Raw genomic sequence first — 15501 nt, forward strand, 5'->3', positions numbered from 1 at the left:
TCCATCTCAGGCCACCTCGATCAGGATGTTGCCGTAGGCGTCGACCCGCCCGTGCATGCCCGGCTCGACGACGCTGGTCGTGTCGGCCTGCTCGATGATCGCGGGCCCGTCGAAGGTCATGCCGGGTGCGAGCTCGGTGCGGTCGTAGATCGGCGTGGTCATCCAGCCGCCGAAATAGACCTCACGGCTGGCCTTCGACGGCGCGGGGCGCGGCTGGAGCGGGCTCGGGCGGATTTCCGGCTTGGCGCGCACGCCTTGGACCGAGGTCTTCAGGCTGACGATCACGACGGGGATGTCGCCAAGCGTGTTGCCGTATTCGCGGCGGTATACCTCCTCGAAGGCCTCGATCATCCGGGCATGGTCCCAGGAGGGGTCGACGACCGCTCGCAGCGTGTGGATCTGCCCGAGATAGGACATTTCGGCGGCATGGCCGACCACGACGCTGTCCAGCGGCGTGCGGCTGGCGGACAGCCTGGCTTCGCCGTCCCGGCGCTGCCCGGTCAGCACGTCGCGCACGACGCCGGGCGCGATGTCGGAGAGGGGCTTTTCGACCGTCTGCGACAGGTCGTAGCGCAGATCGGCGACGGCGCAGCCGAGCGCGCAGAGGACGCCGGGATGAGGCGGCAGCAGCATGGTGCGGATGCCGACCTCGCGCATGATCGCCGCCCCGTGCAGAGGCCCGGCACCACCGAAAGCGACGAGCGCGAAGGCGCGCGGATCATGCCCCTGCTCGACGCTGAGGAGCCGGGTTCGCCGCGCCATGACGTGGTTGACGATGGTGAGGATTGCTTCAGCCGTCTGCTCGATCCCGAGGCCGAGAGGCTCGCCCAGCGCCTGCATCGCGGCGCGCGCTTCCTCAATGTCGAGGCGGGCGAGATGCTTCATGCCGATCGGCTGGTCCGCATTGATCCGGCCCAGCACGGCGTTGGCGTCGGTGACTGTCGGCTCGGTGCCGCCGCGGCCGAAGCAGACCGGGCCCGGCACCGCGCCGGCGCTGCGCGGCCCGACCTGCAGGATGCCGCCGCGGTCGACATAGGCGATCGAGCCACCGCCGGCGCCGATCGTGTGCACGTCGATCATCGGCAGGCGCAGGGGGATGCGGAAATCGAGCTCGGTGGTCTCGGCGATGCGCGGGGCGCCGTTGACCACCACGGCGACGTCGTAGCTGGTGCCGCCCATGTCGCCGGTGATGACATGGGTGAAGCCGGCCTCGGCCGCGAGCTTGGCCGCCGCCATCACGCCGGCGGCGGGGCCGGAGCGGACGATGTTGGCGGCGCGCTCGTGAAGCTGCCCGAGCGGGATCAGCCCGCCATTCGACTGCATGACCAGCGTCTGGCGCCTGAATCCGAGCTCTTGCAGCTTGCCGGTGAGATTGCGGGCGTAGCGCGAGACGAGCGGCTGCAGATAGGCCTGCACGGTCGCCGTGCTGGTGCGCTCGAATTCGTAATATTCGCGCACCACGTCGCTGGAGATCACAACCTCCCAGTTCGGATTGGCTGCCTTCAGGATGTCGCGTGCACGCTGCTCATGGGCGGGGTTGGCATAGGCGTGGAGGAAGGAGACGATGACGGCGTCGATCTCTTCCTGCGCCAGCGCCTCGGCGAGCCGGGCGAGAGCGGCTTGGTCGAGCGGTGTCAGCACCGCGCCGCGATGATCGAGCCGCTCCTCCACCTCCCAGCGCATGGCGCGCGGGATCAGCGGCTGCTGCAAGCCGGTGAGGCCGTACATGCGCTGCCGGTCGCGGCGGCCGAGTTCGAGGATGTCGCGGAAGCCGGCGGTGGTGATCAGCGCGCAGCGTGCGCCGCGGCGTTCGATCACCGCGTTGGTCGCGATGGTCGTGCCGTGCAGGATGACGTCGAGCGACGCCGGCGCGACATTCGCCGCCTTCAGCGCGTCGATGAGCCCACGGCTTGGATCGTCCGGGGTCGAGGGGACCTTGAGCACGGCGTCCACGCCCAGCCCGTCGGCCGAATAGAACAGGTCGGTGAAGGTGCCGCCGACGTCGATTCCGACAATGCCGCCCATCTCAGTCTCCGATCTTGGCCGCCGCGCGGGGCGCTGCGGCGGAAGAATCGTGCTGATTCCGGCCCAGCCGCTCGCGCAGGACGATGGCGGTGTCGGCGCCGAGCGCGTGGCTGGGCTCCAGCGTGAGGCGCGGCACGCCGGCATAGCGCAAAGGCGAATGCTGAACGACGATGCGGCCCAGCTCCGGATGGTCCTGCCATTGCAGCGAACCGCGCGCATGCATGTTGGGGTCGTTCACGACCTCTTCCAGATCACGCACAGGTGCGCAGGGCACCTTGTTGGCCATCAGTGCCTGGAAGGCCTCTTCCTTGGTGCGGTGGCTCGTCCAATCGGAGACCAGGGCGTCGACCTCGTCCATCAGCGCGACGCGTTGCTTGAGGCCGGAGAAGCGCGGATCCTCGGCGAGCTCGGGCCGCTCCATGGTGTTGACGAGGGAGCGCCAATGGATGTCGCCGACGCAGATGATCGCGATCCAGCCGTCGCTCGTCGGATAGACGTTGTAGGGGGACTCCGCGAGCCCGCCATGGCGGTTGCCGGTGCGGGGCGGCGGCGGGCTCTTGGCATCGCGCTGGCCCCAATGCATGCCGAGGCTGGAGCTGAGCGCGGGATAGACCGCATCCTGCATCGCGACCTCGAGCCGCCGCGCCACGCCCGTCCGCTCGCGCTCGAAGAGCGCGGTCGCGATCGCGCCGTAGAGATGGACCCCCGCGAAGAAGTCACAGAGCGCCGGGCCGGCCTTCACTGGCGGCCGGTCTGGATAGCCCGTCGTGCTCATCACGCCCGCCATCGCCTGGACGGTGAGGTCCATCGCCGGATAGCTCCGGTAGGGGCCGTCGCTGCCGAAGCCCGAGCTGGAGGCATAGATCAGCCGAGGATTCAGCCCCTGCAGGATGTCGGCACCGAGTTCGAGCCGGTCCATCGTGCCCGGCGCGAAGTTCTCGACCAGCACGTCGGCGTCCCTGATTAGATCGCGCAGGGTCGCCTTGCCCTCGGCGCTCTTGAGGTCGAGCACGATGCATTGCTTGCAGCCGTTCAGCATGGCGAAGGGCAGGGCCGCCCCGCCGACGACGCCGCGCCGGCGCAGCGGCTCGCCGCCGGGCGGCTCGACCTTGATCACGGTCGCGCCGGCCGCCGCCATCAGGAAGGTCGCGTAGGGGCCGTTGTAGATCTGGCTGAGATCGACGACGACGATGCCGTCGAGCGGCTGGCGCGCCGGATCGGGGGGCTGGTCGAGCGGATTCACGACGCGCGGCCTTTCCGGGCGTCGCGGCGGAAGGCCGACCAGCGGTGGACCGGCCACATGTCCTGGTCCTCGCCATGGCCGCGTTTGCCGTTAATCGTCCATTCGATCAGCCCGTTGCTGTCGATGAAGCTGTGGCGGTTGATGATGATGCCGCTCAGGCGCTCTCCGACAGCGTGGAGATCGCGGCCGAACTCGTCCTTAGCCTCGATGGTGATGCGGGTGACCCAGCCCTTGTCGGGATCGCGCTCGACGATGCGGCGGCCGGAGACGAGATCGCCGATCCTCCCGTCCTTGATCATGAAGCCGTAGGCGATCGGGTCGGCCTCGTCGTTCCACTTGGTTACGGCGAGGAATGCGTCGTCGGGGGAGGCGATGCCGGTCACATAGGCGCTCTTGCCGGGGCGATGCTCGGGGCGGGGGCCCCAGCTGCGGTCGCGGATGGCGTAGCAGTCGATCGGAATGGTTTCGCCGTGCAGGACGAGGCTGCCGGTGACATGCCCGAACTGGTCGAAATGGTTGAGGTTCTTGAAGGAGGAATCGCCCTTGCGCAGCGGGCGGGCCGGCATCACCGCGTCGAAGGTCAGATCGACCGTGAGGCGGTCTTCATCCGCGAAGCCGAGCTTGTAGCGCGTCAGCGGTTCCAGCGCCTTGATGCTGACTCCGGTCGGCAACGCGATGTCGGTCAGGTCCTGGTCGCGCGGCAGCCGCAGCGCCGTGTAGTTGGCGGAGTAGGGCACCTCCCACGGCACGGAGGCCGTGTTGTCCCAGATCCAGCAGCCGCCCGCGATGGTGCCGATATTGGGCCGCGCCATGCTGTAGAGCCAGCCACCGAGTTTGCGCTCGGGCGCACAGAAGGCGAACCAGGCGGTTTCGGTCTCCCACCAGCGATCGCTCATCTGGTCGAAATGGAAGCTGTCGTCCTTCGCCGTGAAGGGCGTGTCCGTTCCGGTGGCGAGCGGGGCGGTCTCGGGCATGGCGAACTCAGACATGGGTCTTCTCTGTCAAAGGCGGGAAGTCACGCGTGGCGAGGCCGCCGGACGCGGAGGCCGCCAAGGCGGCGTCGCGCGCGACGCTTCCGGCGAAGAAGCGGAGCGCGGTTTCGAACGATATGTCCCCGGCTTCGAGCCGGTCCGCCAGCGTCGCCATGCCGGCTGCGATATCGGCGGGGGGCGAGCCGAGAACGTCGGTGAGGGCTGCGCGCTCAGCGTCCTCGACGGCGTGACCGAAGCGATCGCATTCGCGCAGATACTTCACCACCTTGGCGGTGTTCTTGGCGGCCGCCACGATGGCGGGATCGCCGCTCGTTTCGGCGATGTCATGGCGCAGCTCATGGAGGACGTAGTCGAACAGGTGGCTGCGTTCGGTCTCGGGCGCTTCGAGGCTTCGCTGCGGCGAGAGGGGGGTCGCGGTGGCCTCCGCCAGGGCCGAGACGAGCAGGCGCCGGTTGAGCGCGCGCGAGACGATCGAGTTGCCCGGCAGCCCGGTTACGTTGCGGTGGCGGATGATCACCACCCGCGTCGAGACGAAGACGCGGTGGTAGCGGATCCGCGCGAGGTCGACCGCTGCGCCCGCCGCTTCGCCGTATTCCAGCAGGCGCGCGGCAAAATCCGGCACCGGCTCCATGACGCAGCGCATCGAGAACCAGGCGAGGTCTTCCATCGGGTCGCCGGGATGGGCGAGTTCCCAATCGAGCAGGGCGGTGAGATGTCCGTCGTCGAAGAGGAAATTGCCGGGGCCGGCATCGCCATGGACGAAGACGGGCCGGGCTGTCGTTTGTGGCACATGAGCGTCGAGCCAGCCCAGCGCGAAGGCGATCAGCGGATCGCGGCGACGGGTTTCCTCATACATGGCGCGCCAGATCTGAAGCTCGGCGCGAATGCAGTCCCCGATCGTCGTCGAGGCGTCGATGCCGGGCAGCGGCGTCCTGTGCAGTGTCGCCAGAGCCCCGACGAATTCCTGCGCGATCGTGGTGCGGACCTGTTCGTCGGCGAGGCGGCGATAGTCGGCCCGGCCGGGAGCGCGCTCGGTCAGGATCGCCTGGCTTTCGGGATGGACGGCGATGAGCCTGGGGGCGGGCACCGCGCTGCCGGCGAGCGCGCGGTAGAACTGCGCCTCCCGCCAGACGGTGTAGGGCTCGGCCGAGGGCGGGCGCGGCGGCTGGTAGCGCAGATAGAGTTCGGTTTCCGCCCCCGATGTCGATGAGACGTCGACGGCCCAGGAGCGGCAGCGATTGCCCCCGCTGATCTGCTCCCAGCGTGTGATCGATCCGCCGGTCGTCATCTCGATCCAGGCCTGCAGCTCCTCGGGCGTCGCCGGGCTGCCGGACGGGTCTCGATGCGATGCGACGGGCCGCTGATCCGGCTCTCTGTCCACCCTGACGTTTCCTCTTGGTCGTTGCCGGCACGATAAGAGGCTCGACAATGTCGCGCAACTAAATTATTAGACCAAAAAAAAGAGCGATGATTAAAGGGCGGACCGAGCCGATGGCAGGCCTCTATTTCGACGACCTCAGCGTGGGGCAGGTGTTCCGGCACGAGATCCGGCGCACGATTACCGAGACGGACAATGTCTGGTTCAGCGCGATCACGCACAACCCGGCCTATCTCCATCTCGACGAGGAATACTGCCGCAACGAGACCGAGTTCGCCCAGCGGCTGGTCAACAGCGCCTTCACGCTGGGCCTGATGGTCGGCATCTCGGTCGGCGACACCACGCTGGGCACGGCGGTGGCCAATCTCGGCTGGGACGAGGTGCGTTTTCCCAAGCCGCTCTTCCACGGCGACACGATCCGTGTCGAAACCGAGGTGGTGGAACTGCGCGAGAGCCGCTCGCGACCCGAAGCGGGGATCGTCGTCTTCCTGCACCGCGCCTTCAACCAGCGGAACGAGCTCGTCGCGCATTGCAAGCGCTCCGGCCTGCAGCGCCGGAGGCCCGCGGCATGAGCCTGCGCTCCTTCCTGTTCGTTCCGGGCGACAGCGAGAAGAAGCTCGCCAAGGGCGCGGGCTCCGGCGCTGATGCGCTGATCCTCGATCTGGAGGATTCCGTCGCCCCCTCCCGCAAGGCCCTCGCGCGTGACATGGTGCGGGACTATCTCGCGGCGCCTCGGACCAGCGGTGCGGAACTCTGGGTGCGGATGAACCCGCTGGCGGATGGCGGCCTCGACGATCTGGCCTCCGTGGTGCGGGCGGCGCCCGACGGCATCGTCGTTCCCAAGGTCGACGGCCCCGGCGATCTGCTGCGGATCGGGCATTATCTAGACGCGCTCGAAAAGCGCGACGGCAACAGCCGGGAAATCCGCCTCCTGCCGGTCGCGACCGAGACGCCGCGCGCCCCGTTCGGCCTGGCGCACTACCACGACACACAGTTGCCGCGGCTCTACGGCATGACCTGGGGTGCCGAGGATCTCAGCACCGCCGTCGGCGCCAGCACCAACCGCGACACGAGTGGACAATGGGCCTTCACCTACAGGATGGTGCGCTCGCAATGCCTGCTCGCCGCCAAGGCCTGCGGCGTCGCAGCGATCGAGACGCTTTACGCTGATTTTCGCGATGATGCGGGCTTGCGGGCCGATTGCGCCGAGGCCTCGCGCGAAGGCTTCACCGGGCGCATCGCGATCCATCCCGATCAGGTTGCCGGCATCAACGAAGCGTTTTCGCCGTCGCAGGCCGAGATCGCGCATGCGCAGCGCGTCGTCGCCGCCTTCTGCGAAAATCCCGGCGTCGGCGTCGTCGGTCTCGACGGCAAGATGCTCGACATCCCGCATCTGCGGCAGGCCCAGCAGGTACTCGCGCGCAAGGCAGCCATCGCGGCGCGCAGCGGAGAGGCCGCATGACAGCGGTCGGCACCCCCGCCATCTCGACGCATGTGGCGCACCGTGTCGGGAATCCGGCGGGGCTCGCCCGGCTGATGAGGAGCGGCGAGCGCATCTTCCTACCGGGCTCCGGTGCCGAGGTTCCTGCGCTCACCGAAGCACTGTTCACGAACATGGCGCCGGCGCTCGACATCACCGCGAGCTTCGTGCCGGGCATCAATGCCGTTCCGGTCGACAGCCTGCCGGTGGGAGCGCGCTATACCAGCAGCTTCGCGCAGGCCTCGCCGCGCGGTACGCAAGGGGCAGGGTGGTTCCGACACCTGCCGCTGTCCTATGGCGGCTTCGCCGCCTATCTCTCGCGGCAGGACTTCGACGTCGGCATCGTCCACGTCTCCCCGCCCGATGCGAGCGGCCTGTGTTCGTTCGGGATCGCCGTCGAGTTCATGCCGGTCGTGCTGCGCAACTGCCGGCGCGTCTTCGCCGTGATCAACCCGCGCATGCCGCGGATTTCCGGCTCCGCGGTCTTCGATCTCGCCATGGCCGATGCCATCGCCGAAACGGACGCGCCGCTGTCCGAGTACGATGTCGGCGCGCCCACGGCGCAGGCCTCCCGGATCGCCGCCCATGTCGCTGCCTTCGTCGAGGACGGAGCGACGCTGCAGGTCGGCCTCGGCAAGACGCCCGATGCGCTGATGCGCCTTGTGGCGGATCGGCGCGAGCTGCGCTTGCATTCCGGCATGCTGTCGGACGCCGCCCGCATTCTCGCCGAAAGCGGAAGCCTCGACGCCCGCCGGCCCTCGGTCAGCTGCGTCCATGTCGGCACTGCGCGCTATTATGACTGGCTGGCCGGGCGCGACGATTTCCAGGTTCGCGGCTGCGACTTCACCCATGCTCCCGCGGTGCTCGCCGGCCTCGAGCGGCTGGTCGCGGTGAACGCGGCGTTCGAGGTCGATCTCTTCGGGCAGGCCAATCTCGAAATGTTGGACGGCCGGATGATGAGCGGTGTCGGCGGCGCGGCCGATTTCGCCCATGCCGCGAGCCTCAGCCCGGACGGCGTCAGCATCGTCGCACTGCCGGCAACGGCCGGGCGCAGCGGCGCCTCGCGCGTCGTGCCGCGGCTCGGCGGCATCTGCTCGCTCCCACGCCATGCGGTCGATGTCGTCGTCACCGAATATGGCGCTGCCGACCTGCGCGGCGCGACCGTGATCGAGCGCGCCGAACGCCTCGTCGCCATTGCGGCGCCCGATCACCAGTCCGAGCTGCAGGACGCCTGGAAGGAGATCGCGGCCCGCTTCTGAAGCCGCGACGACAACAAGGACAGGGACATGAAACGCGCCGAAAAGGTCATCATCAGCTGCGCCATTACCGGGTCGATCCACACGCCCAGCATGTCGCCGCATCTGCCCGTGACGCCGGACCAGATCGCCGACGCCGCCATAGGGGCCGCGAGGGCCGGTGCGGCGATCCTGCATCTGCATGCGCGCGATCCGCAGACCGGCCGGCCGACCCAAAGTCCGGAAGTGTTCAAGCAGTTCCTGCCGGCGATCAGGCAAGGCTGCGACGGCATCGTCAACATCACCACCGGCGGCGGCCTCGGCATGACGCTGGACGAGCGGCTGGCGGCGGCGAAATGGGCCAGGCCCGAGATCGCCTCGATGAATATGGGCTCGCTCAACTTCAACATCTCGGGCGCGAGCGGGCGCATCCAGTCGTTCAAGAACGACTGGGAGCAGCCCTATCTGGAGATGACGAAGGACTTCATCCTGTCCAACACCTTCACACAGATCGAGCGCGGCATGACCGAGCTGGGCGCGCTCGGCACGCGTTTCGAGTTCGAGTGCTACGACGTCGGCCATCTCTACAACCTCGCGCATTTCGCCGAGCGCGGGCTGGTGAAGCCGCCCTTCTTCGTCCAGGCGATCTTCGGCATCCTCGGCGGCATCGGGCCCGAGCCCGAGAACCTGATGCATATGAAGGCGACGGCCGACCGGCTGTTCGGCAACGACTATTATCTCTCGATCCTGGCGGCCGGGCGCCATCAGCTGCCCTTCGTCACCATGGGCGCGATCCTCGGCGGGAATGTCCGCGTCGGGCTGGAGGACAACCTCTACCTCGGCAAGGGCGAGCTCGCGCCGTCCAATGCCGACCAGGTCGCCAAGATCCGCCGCATCCTCGAGGAGCTGTCGCTCCAGATCGCCACGCCCGACGATGCCCGCCGCATGCTCGGCACCAAGGGCGCAGCGAATGTCGGCTTCTAGGGAGAGCCCGATGCCGACCGAGATCCCCGCCTATTCGACCCCGAGCCGGAACCGGCAGGTCCTGCTGACGACGCGCCCGGCCGGCGTGCCGCAGGCGAGCGACTTCACGCTCGGCTCCTCCGACGTACCGAGGCCCGCCGAGGGCAAGTTCCTCGTCCGCAACATCTATCTCTCGGTCGACCCCGCGCAGCGCGGCTGGGCCTCGTCGGAGGCCAATTATTCGGCGCCCGTTCCGCTGGGCGGGCCGATGCGGGCGCTGGCGGTCGGCGTCGTCACCGAAAGCCGCCATCCGGATTTCGCCGAGGGCGAGTTCCTCTATGGCTGGTTCGGCTGGCAGGACTATGCCGTCGCCACCCCGCAGCAGGTCATCCTGCGCGCGACGCAGAACCTGCCGCTGACCGCTTTCGGGAGCCTGCTCGGCATCAACGGAATCACCGCCTATCTCGCCTTGACCGAACTCGGCCGGCCGAAGGCGGGCGATACGCTGGTTGTCTCCACCGCCGCAGGGTCTGTCGGCAGCTTCGTCGGGCAGATCGGCAGGAGCCTCGGCTGCCGCTGCGTCGGGTTGACGGGGGACGACCGCAAGGTCGGTCTCTGCACCGGGCGCTACGGCTATGAGGCGGCGATCAACTACAAGTCCGGTGCCCTCGACGAGGCGCTGGCCGCAGCGGTTCCGGATGGTGCAAACGTCTATTTCGACAGCACCGGCGGCCCGATCCTCGACACCGTGCTGCGGCGCATGGTGGTAGGCGGCCGGATCGTCCAGTGCGGCACGGCCTCGATCGGCTCGTGGAATCCGTTGCCGACGGGCCCGCGCAACGAGCGCGAGATCCTGACGCGCCGGCTGGTCTGGAGCGGCTTCGTCATCTTCGACCATATGGCGCGCTATGCCCAGGCCGCCGACGAGATGGCCCGCCTGCATCAGGCCGGAACGCTCGGCTTCGACACCGATCTGGCAGATGGCATCGAGCACGCGCCCGGCGCCATCGCCTCGCTCTATGCCGGCGAGAACCTCGGCAAGAAGCTGATCTTCATCGGCTGATCGACGGCCCAAACGCCATTCCGGAGAGCATCATGGATATCCAGCTCAGCGAAGAGCAGAAGGCGATCGACCAGAGCGTGCGCGAGATCTGCGCCGAATTCGACGACGATTACTGGACCCGCTGCGAGGAGGAGAGCACCTTCCCGCATGAATATTACCGGTTGATGGCGCAGAACGGCTGGCTCGGCATCACCATGCCGGAGGAGGTCGGCGGCGCGGGGCTCGGCGTCACCGAAGCCGCGATTATGATGCATGCCGCCACGTCCAGCGGCGGTGGCTACTCGGCGGCCTCCGCCATCCATATCAACCTGTTCGGGCCCCATTCCATCGTCGTCCATGGCTCGAAAGAGCAGAAGCAGCGCTGGCTCGTGCCTCTCGTGAAAGGCGAGCAGAAGGCCTGTTTCGGCGTGACCGAGCCCGATGCCGGGCTGGACACCACCAGCATCAAGACCTTCGCGACCAAGGTGCAGGGTGGATACATCGTCCATGGCCGCAAGATGTGGACCTCGACGGGGCAGGTCGCCGATAAGATCCTGCTGCTGACCCGCACCACCGCCAAGGAGGACAGCCGCAAGCCTACGCAGGGCATGACGCTGTTCTATACCGATCTCGATCGGACCAAATGCGAGGTGCGCCGCATCCGCAAGATGGGCCGCAATGCGGTGGATTCGAACGCGGTCTTCATCGACGGGCTGTTCATCCCGGACGAAGACCGGATCGGCGAGGAGGGCAGGGGCTTCGAGTACCTCCTCGACAGCCTCAACCCGGAGCGTATCCTGGTCGGAATCGAGGCGGTGGGACTGGGTCGCGACGCGCTGAACCGGGCAGCGCAATACGCCAAGGACCGCGTCGTTTTCGGCCGCCCGATCGGCAAAAACCAAGGCATCCAGCATCCGCTGGCGGAAGCTTGGACTTATCTGGAATCAGCATATTGGATGCTGATGCGGGCTGCATGGCTCTACGACAACGGCCAGCCCTGCGGGGCGGAGGCCAATGCCGGCAAATTCCTGGGCGCCCGCGCGGCCTTCGATGCCGCGACTAGGTCGGTCATGACCCATGGCGGCATGGGCTATGCCCGCGAATATCAGGTCGAGCGACTCTTCCGGGAATCGATTCTGCCGCGGATCGCGCCCGTAACGGAGCAACTGATCCTGTCCTTCATCGCAGAGCGGGTTCTGGGCCTGCCAAAATCGTACTAAGCCGTGCTCTCCAGCTTCGAATGGCCGAGCAGGAGCTGGCATGCTCGCAAGTTGCCGGTTCGCTTACCCACCGGCCACGACCCTACGTAGGCCGGAAGGTCGCTCGTCTCCTCGGTTGGGAGATCGCTATCTGAGACGGCTGATCATCGTGGGCATGACCTCGCTGGTTCGGCGAGCGCGGACCCAACCAAACTCGGTCGACCCGCGGATCGCGCAAACCCGCCCGGGTCGTAACCGTCGCGGCTGGCCTTCATGGCCCGACGCCTCATCGGCTTGCTTCTCTCAAGCGCTCCGCGCCAATTCCAGACATCGGTCTTCTGTCCAAAAGCGGACGAATGCTAGCGAATGATGCTCCGAGTGACGCTCGGCCTGTGCATGACACGTTCGAAGGATCGAGACCTTCGCCAGGCGCTTCATCGCGACATTCAGATAGGGCTCGGCTATCAGGGCCTGAGCGCATGGGGGCCCACTTTTGCGGAACCTTCTTGAGACCGGTTATCGGCTGCTGGAAACATCGCAAGTACACCGGCAGCAGAGGCCAACCGCTGGATCGCTAGCAGGCCATGCGCATCTTTGTGAACATGGCGGAGACCGCAAGCTCTTCGGAAAGCGCGCGTCAGTTGCATGTGAGAGCGCCGCCGTAACCCGTTCAGTCGCGGCTTTAGAAGACGGCATCGGCGCGCGTTTGTTCGTGCGCACGTTCCGGTCCGTGAAACTCACCGAAGCCGGCGACCGCTGCTTCGACGATTGCCGTAAAATCCCTTCGGATAGCCGACGAGCAGCATCCGGATCATCAGCTCCGGGTCGATCGAAATCCGCCCGGATTTGCCCACGGATGTCCAGCGATATGGGCGGCTCGCCGCCAATCCGAAGCTGATGCTCAAGATGTTACAGACCCCGCGCGCTCCGATAGCAGTTTGCCGGCGATCTCCATAGCCTCGTCACGAGACGAGGCCAGTTTCATCGGATAGCCCCAGAATTTGGCAAAGGCCGCACCGAAAGGCTTGAATGCCAGACGCTTGGCGGGGCTCGGCTCGATCACGATCATCGCCAGCACGAGCGTCCGAAGTTCGGCTTTGTGCTTCTTCATCCACAGCGAGGTGCGTTTCTTTTCTTCCTGGCTGTGCTCGTGATCTTCGCTTGGAGCGGAATCGGTCAAGACCACGAAGGGCGCGCCGCGCTTCAGATTGGCCTCCAAAGCCTCGAAGTCTTCATTGTGGTCATGATCGGGACCATGGTCATAACTCATCCAGACGAGCGGGAAGTTCTTGCTGTCCAAAGGCATCTGTCGTCTCCTTGCCGAAGCGGATCGTTTCAGTTCGAGCGAAGATGCCGCCATGACATGATCAGCGCGACCGTGCCTGGAAGCGTGACTGCCAGCAGTTCCAAGGCAACGAGATGGCTGCCGTCGCGCAACCCGTCCGAGACGCCGCCGAGCGTGCTCATCAAGACGAGAAGACCGCCGCAGACGAGCATGGTCCAGTCGGTCGCGCGCCTTCCGGCAAGCGCCAGCAACGAGGGGACGACCCAGGCGCCGTAGAAGATCGATACGCCCAACAGCGCGACGGGACCGAACGTGACGGCCTGCATCGTTCCGCCGCTCCTGACGTAATCGTTCAGGTAGGAAAAGCACTGGATCGTGACGAAGATCGCGGCACCGACCGCTGGCACGAGCCAAGCGAACGCCAGCCTCACGGGCTTGTTCTCAATCATGTTGCCACTCTCCTGTCCGCATGTACGCGCTCGGCCGTCGAGCATTGCCTATCGAGGGGATGCGATCGGCGGCCGCTACAAGCCCTTTTGCTTGACCGTCATAGGCCCGCCAAGATATGGCGTCATTGCGCAATCTGGTCATCATATGTTTTAAAACGGCCGAGCTGGGACGCGCCTAGGCCGTCATGTATCTGGATGTCCGCAACGATTGGCTTGCCTATGTGGACGAGCTTCCTCGCGCGCTCGTGGCGGCGAACACAGTCGCCAGTCTCGAGGCCCTGGAGCAATCGCCGCGACACCGGCATCGCAAGGCGCAACTGCTTTTCACCGTCCGTGGCGTCATCAACTGCGAGGTCGAAGACGCTGTCTGGATCGTGCCGCCGCGATGCGCGGTGTGGATCCCCGCCGGGCTGCCTCATATCGTTTTCGGATCGGGCGAGGTGGAGTGCATCTCCCTCTTCATCGAACCTCCACAAACTCCCCAGCTGCCGAAGGACTGCTGCACGATTACAGTGTCGAGTTTTTTCCGCCACCTGTTGATGCGGGCCAACGAATTTCCGGAATACTATGACGTCGACGGGCCGGACGGCCGTATCGTTGCCGTCATCTTCGATGAGCTGGCCGCGGCTCCCGTGGAAGATCTCCGCCTCCCGGTCCCCGGCGATCCGCGTCTGAAGAAGCTCACGGATCTGTTGATTGCAGCGCCCGCGGATCATGCGACCGTCGCGGAGTGGGCGTCCCGCATTGCGCTCAGCGAGCGCAGCCTCAGCCGCATGCTCACCGAGGAAGTCGGCATGAGCTTCGGCCAATGGCGCCGGCAGCTGCATATCGTTCTCGCTTTGCGGCATTTGAGCACCGGAAAGACCGTCCAAGCCGTGGCGATGGACCTCGGCTATGAAAGCGCGAGCAGTTTCGTGACCATGTTTCGCAAAATGGTCGGCAAGCCACCGAGCCGCTATCTGCTTGAGCGACTTCGCTCCGCATCTCACGATCATGCCGAGCGATAGGGCCGCCGGCTTTCATCCGAGGCCGCCGCGTGGGCGGGAGGCTTGGCAAAGCAGCCGTCCCGCCACGCGACGCGTCCAACGTCAAAAGCTCTTGGTGAGCCCCACCCCGGCGATGCGGCCTGGTCCGGCCGCAACGGTTTGCACGCCTAGAAAAAGCGCACCGGCCGTCTCGGCGCGCTGGTTGAGGAGATTGCGCCCGAAAGCATAGATCTCCAGGTCGTTTGCATCGTTCTTCCACCCGATCCGGGCGTCCACAATGCGGTAGGGCTTCAGATCGAACGAATTGTCGACATCCGCGGGACGGCTCCCGGTGAATTGATACTTTACCCCGAAGGACAACGAGCCCGGCAGGTTTACGACGCGGGCTGCGGTCTCGTATTGCAGCCCTGTCGTGACGGTCCATCTCGGCGTGTTGGGGACGCCGTTCCCCGCGACCGTGTTGATGTTGGCCCCATTGGATCCCAGCTCGCTGTAAGTGTAGCCGAGACCTCCGGTCAGGGTGAGCCCGTCCGTGACGCGCATGCGGCCCTGAAGCTCGAAGCCACTGGTCTTGTAATCCTGATAGGTCGTGCCGAACGTCCCCAGCGCGGGATCGAGGTACGTCATGACGCCATTCTTTATGTCGATATGGAAGACGCTGGCATCGACATCGAGGCGGTTGTCGAAGAGGCTCGCCTTTATGCCGGCCTCGTACGTCCAGCCGGTCGCCGCCGGGTATGGATCGGGCACGACGCCGTTCGCCGGGTAACCGAACAAGGGATACACACGCGTTGCGTGTCCGCGCGCCAGCGAGACATAGGTCCGGATCTGATCCGACCACTTGTAGGACAGCGCCATTCGCCCCGTCGGATAAGTCTGCGAGGTCGAGTCCGAGCCTGTCAGGCCGGCAACGCCGAGCGAATTCCCGCGCTTGAGTTCGATGTTGTCGTGGTTCAGCCGGCCGCCGATCGAAAACTCCCATCGCTCTGCGAACGGGATGGACATATCCCCGAACAGGCCGAGATTGGTGCTGTTGAGATCGGTGTTCATCGTAAGGGTGTCGAAGTAAGGCGCAGGCGCACATTGCATGCCGAGGCAGGCACGGCGCCCTTCCGTGCGCGTGACGCTGTGACCTGAGCCCCGACTTTCCTCCGGTTATGGGGAGAGTCCTAGGGTTGATTTAGGGCCTATGCGGCCCTGGTTTCCAGATGGATTTGTGCGGCG

The 15501-nt window shown here is 66.2% G+C and carries 15 protein-coding genes and 2 pseudogenes; 9 read left to right on the forward strand and 8 right to left on the reverse strand.

The window, feature by feature from the left end; all coding sequences use genetic code 11:
* Window positions 1-6 precede the first annotated feature (6 nt).
* From BW981_RS15425 to BW981_RS15440, 4 genes are read right to left on the reverse strand one after another with little or no spacing between them, the layout of a single operon-like run.
* Window positions 7-2025 (reverse strand): hydantoinase/oxoprolinase family protein, encoded by a 2019-nt coding sequence (locus tag BW981_RS15425; protein ID WP_076440751.1) that lies wholly within the window; start codon window positions 2023-2025, stop codon window positions 7-9.
* 1 nt (window position 2026) lies between these two features.
* Window positions 2027-3268, reverse strand: coding sequence for a CaiB/BaiF CoA transferase family protein (locus BW981_RS15430; RefSeq protein WP_076440802.1), 1242 nt, complete (start codon window positions 3266-3268; stop codon window positions 2027-2029).
* Window positions 3265-4257, reverse strand: a complete 993-nt coding sequence (locus tag BW981_RS15435) for a DUF7065 domain-containing protein (RefSeq protein WP_083712394.1) — start codon at window positions 4255-4257, stop codon at window positions 3265-3267. Before BW981_RS15435 ends, BW981_RS15430 begins: the two co-directional genes overlap by 4 nt.
* On the reverse strand, window positions 4250-5641 hold the full coding sequence (locus BW981_RS15440) for a phosphotransferase family protein (RefSeq protein ID WP_076440753.1): 1392 nt from the start codon (window positions 5639-5641) through the stop codon (window positions 4250-4252). The genes BW981_RS15435 and BW981_RS15440 overlap by 8 nt, the downstream gene beginning before the upstream one ends.
* Window positions 5642-5751: 110 nt before the next feature.
* On the opposite strand from BW981_RS15440, the gene BW981_RS15445 reads away from it, so the two are divergent.
* The 8 genes and pseudogenes from BW981_RS15445 to BW981_RS22330 form a co-directional block, all read left to right on the forward strand.
* Entirely contained in the window at window positions 5752-6210 is a 459-nt protein-coding gene (locus tag BW981_RS15445; protein ID WP_076440755.1) for a MaoC family dehydratase, read from the forward strand.
* On the forward strand, window positions 6207-7100 hold the full coding sequence (locus BW981_RS15450; RefSeq protein ID WP_076440757.1) for an HpcH/HpaI aldolase/citrate lyase family protein: 894 nt from the start codon (window positions 6207-6209) through the stop codon (window positions 7098-7100). Before BW981_RS15445 ends, BW981_RS15450 begins: the two co-directional genes overlap by 4 nt.
* Window positions 7097-8377, forward strand: a complete 1281-nt coding sequence (locus tag BW981_RS15455) for an acetyl-CoA hydrolase/transferase family protein (protein WP_139333786.1) — start codon at window positions 7097-7099, stop codon at window positions 8375-8377. The genes BW981_RS15450 and BW981_RS15455 overlap by 4 nt, the downstream gene beginning before the upstream one ends.
* Window positions 8378-8404: 27 nt before the next feature.
* Complete coding sequence (locus BW981_RS15460; RefSeq protein ID WP_076440759.1) at window positions 8405-9337, forward strand: 3,5-dioxohexanoate:acetyl-CoA acetone transferase; 933 nt, start codon at window positions 8405-8407, stop codon at window positions 9335-9337.
* Window positions 9338-9347: 10 nt separating this feature from the next.
* Entirely contained in the window at window positions 9348-10379 is a 1032-nt protein-coding gene (locus BW981_RS15465; RefSeq protein ID WP_076440761.1) for an NADP-dependent oxidoreductase, read from the forward strand.
* 32 nt (window positions 10380-10411) lie between these two features.
* A complete protein-coding gene (locus BW981_RS15470) occupies window positions 10412-11578 on the forward strand; it encodes an acyl-CoA dehydrogenase family protein (protein ID WP_076440763.1) in 1167 nt (388 codons plus the stop codon).
* A gap of 97 nt (window positions 11579-11675) precedes the next feature.
* Window positions 11676-11823, forward strand: a pseudogene (locus BW981_RS22640) (IS110 family transposase); the annotation flags it as partial.
* A gap of 318 nt (window positions 11824-12141) precedes the next feature.
* A pseudogene (locus tag BW981_RS22330) lies at window positions 12142-12347 on the forward strand (LysR family transcriptional regulator); the annotation flags it as partial.
* Here the strand turns inward: BW981_RS22330 and BW981_RS23430 are convergent.
* Genes BW981_RS23430 through BW981_RS15485 form a run of 3 tightly spaced genes read right to left on the reverse strand, consistent with a single transcriptional unit; the run spans window position 12295 to window position 13336 of the window.
* Window positions 12295-12462: a hypothetical protein gene (locus tag BW981_RS23430; protein WP_244560344.1), complete on the reverse strand. Its 168-nt coding sequence runs from the start codon at window positions 12460-12462 to the stop codon at window positions 12295-12297. The pseudogene BW981_RS22330 and the gene BW981_RS23430 overlap by 53 nt on opposite strands.
* On the reverse strand, window positions 12459-12863 hold the full coding sequence (locus tag BW981_RS15480) for a hypothetical protein (protein WP_076440767.1): 405 nt from the start codon (window positions 12861-12863) through the stop codon (window positions 12459-12461). Before BW981_RS15480 ends, BW981_RS23430 begins: the two co-directional genes overlap by 4 nt.
* A 29-nt stretch (window positions 12864-12892) precedes the next feature.
* Complete coding sequence (locus BW981_RS15485; RefSeq protein WP_244560343.1) at window positions 12893-13336, reverse strand: hypothetical protein; 444 nt, start codon at window positions 13334-13336, stop codon at window positions 12893-12895.
* A 140-nt stretch (window positions 13337-13476) separates the two neighbouring features.
* Here BW981_RS15485 and BW981_RS15490 point away from each other — a divergent pair, with 140 nt between their 5' ends.
* Complete coding sequence (locus tag BW981_RS15490; RefSeq protein ID WP_076440771.1) at window positions 13477-14298, forward strand: AraC family transcriptional regulator; 822 nt, start codon at window positions 13477-13479, stop codon at window positions 14296-14298.
* Window positions 14299-14379: 81 nt separating this feature from the next.
* Here BW981_RS15490 and BW981_RS15495 read toward each other — a convergent pair whose 3' ends face one another.
* On the reverse strand, window positions 14380-15327 hold the full coding sequence (locus BW981_RS15495) for a TonB-dependent receptor (RefSeq protein ID WP_076440772.1): 948 nt from the start codon (window positions 15325-15327) through the stop codon (window positions 14380-14382).
* Between the last annotated feature and the right edge of the window lie 174 nt (window positions 15328-15501).

Origin of the sequence: Allobosea sp. TND4EK4, assembly GCF_900156025.1 — a bacterium.
GTDB lineage: Bacteria > Pseudomonadota > Alphaproteobacteria > Rhizobiales > Beijerinckiaceae > Allobosea.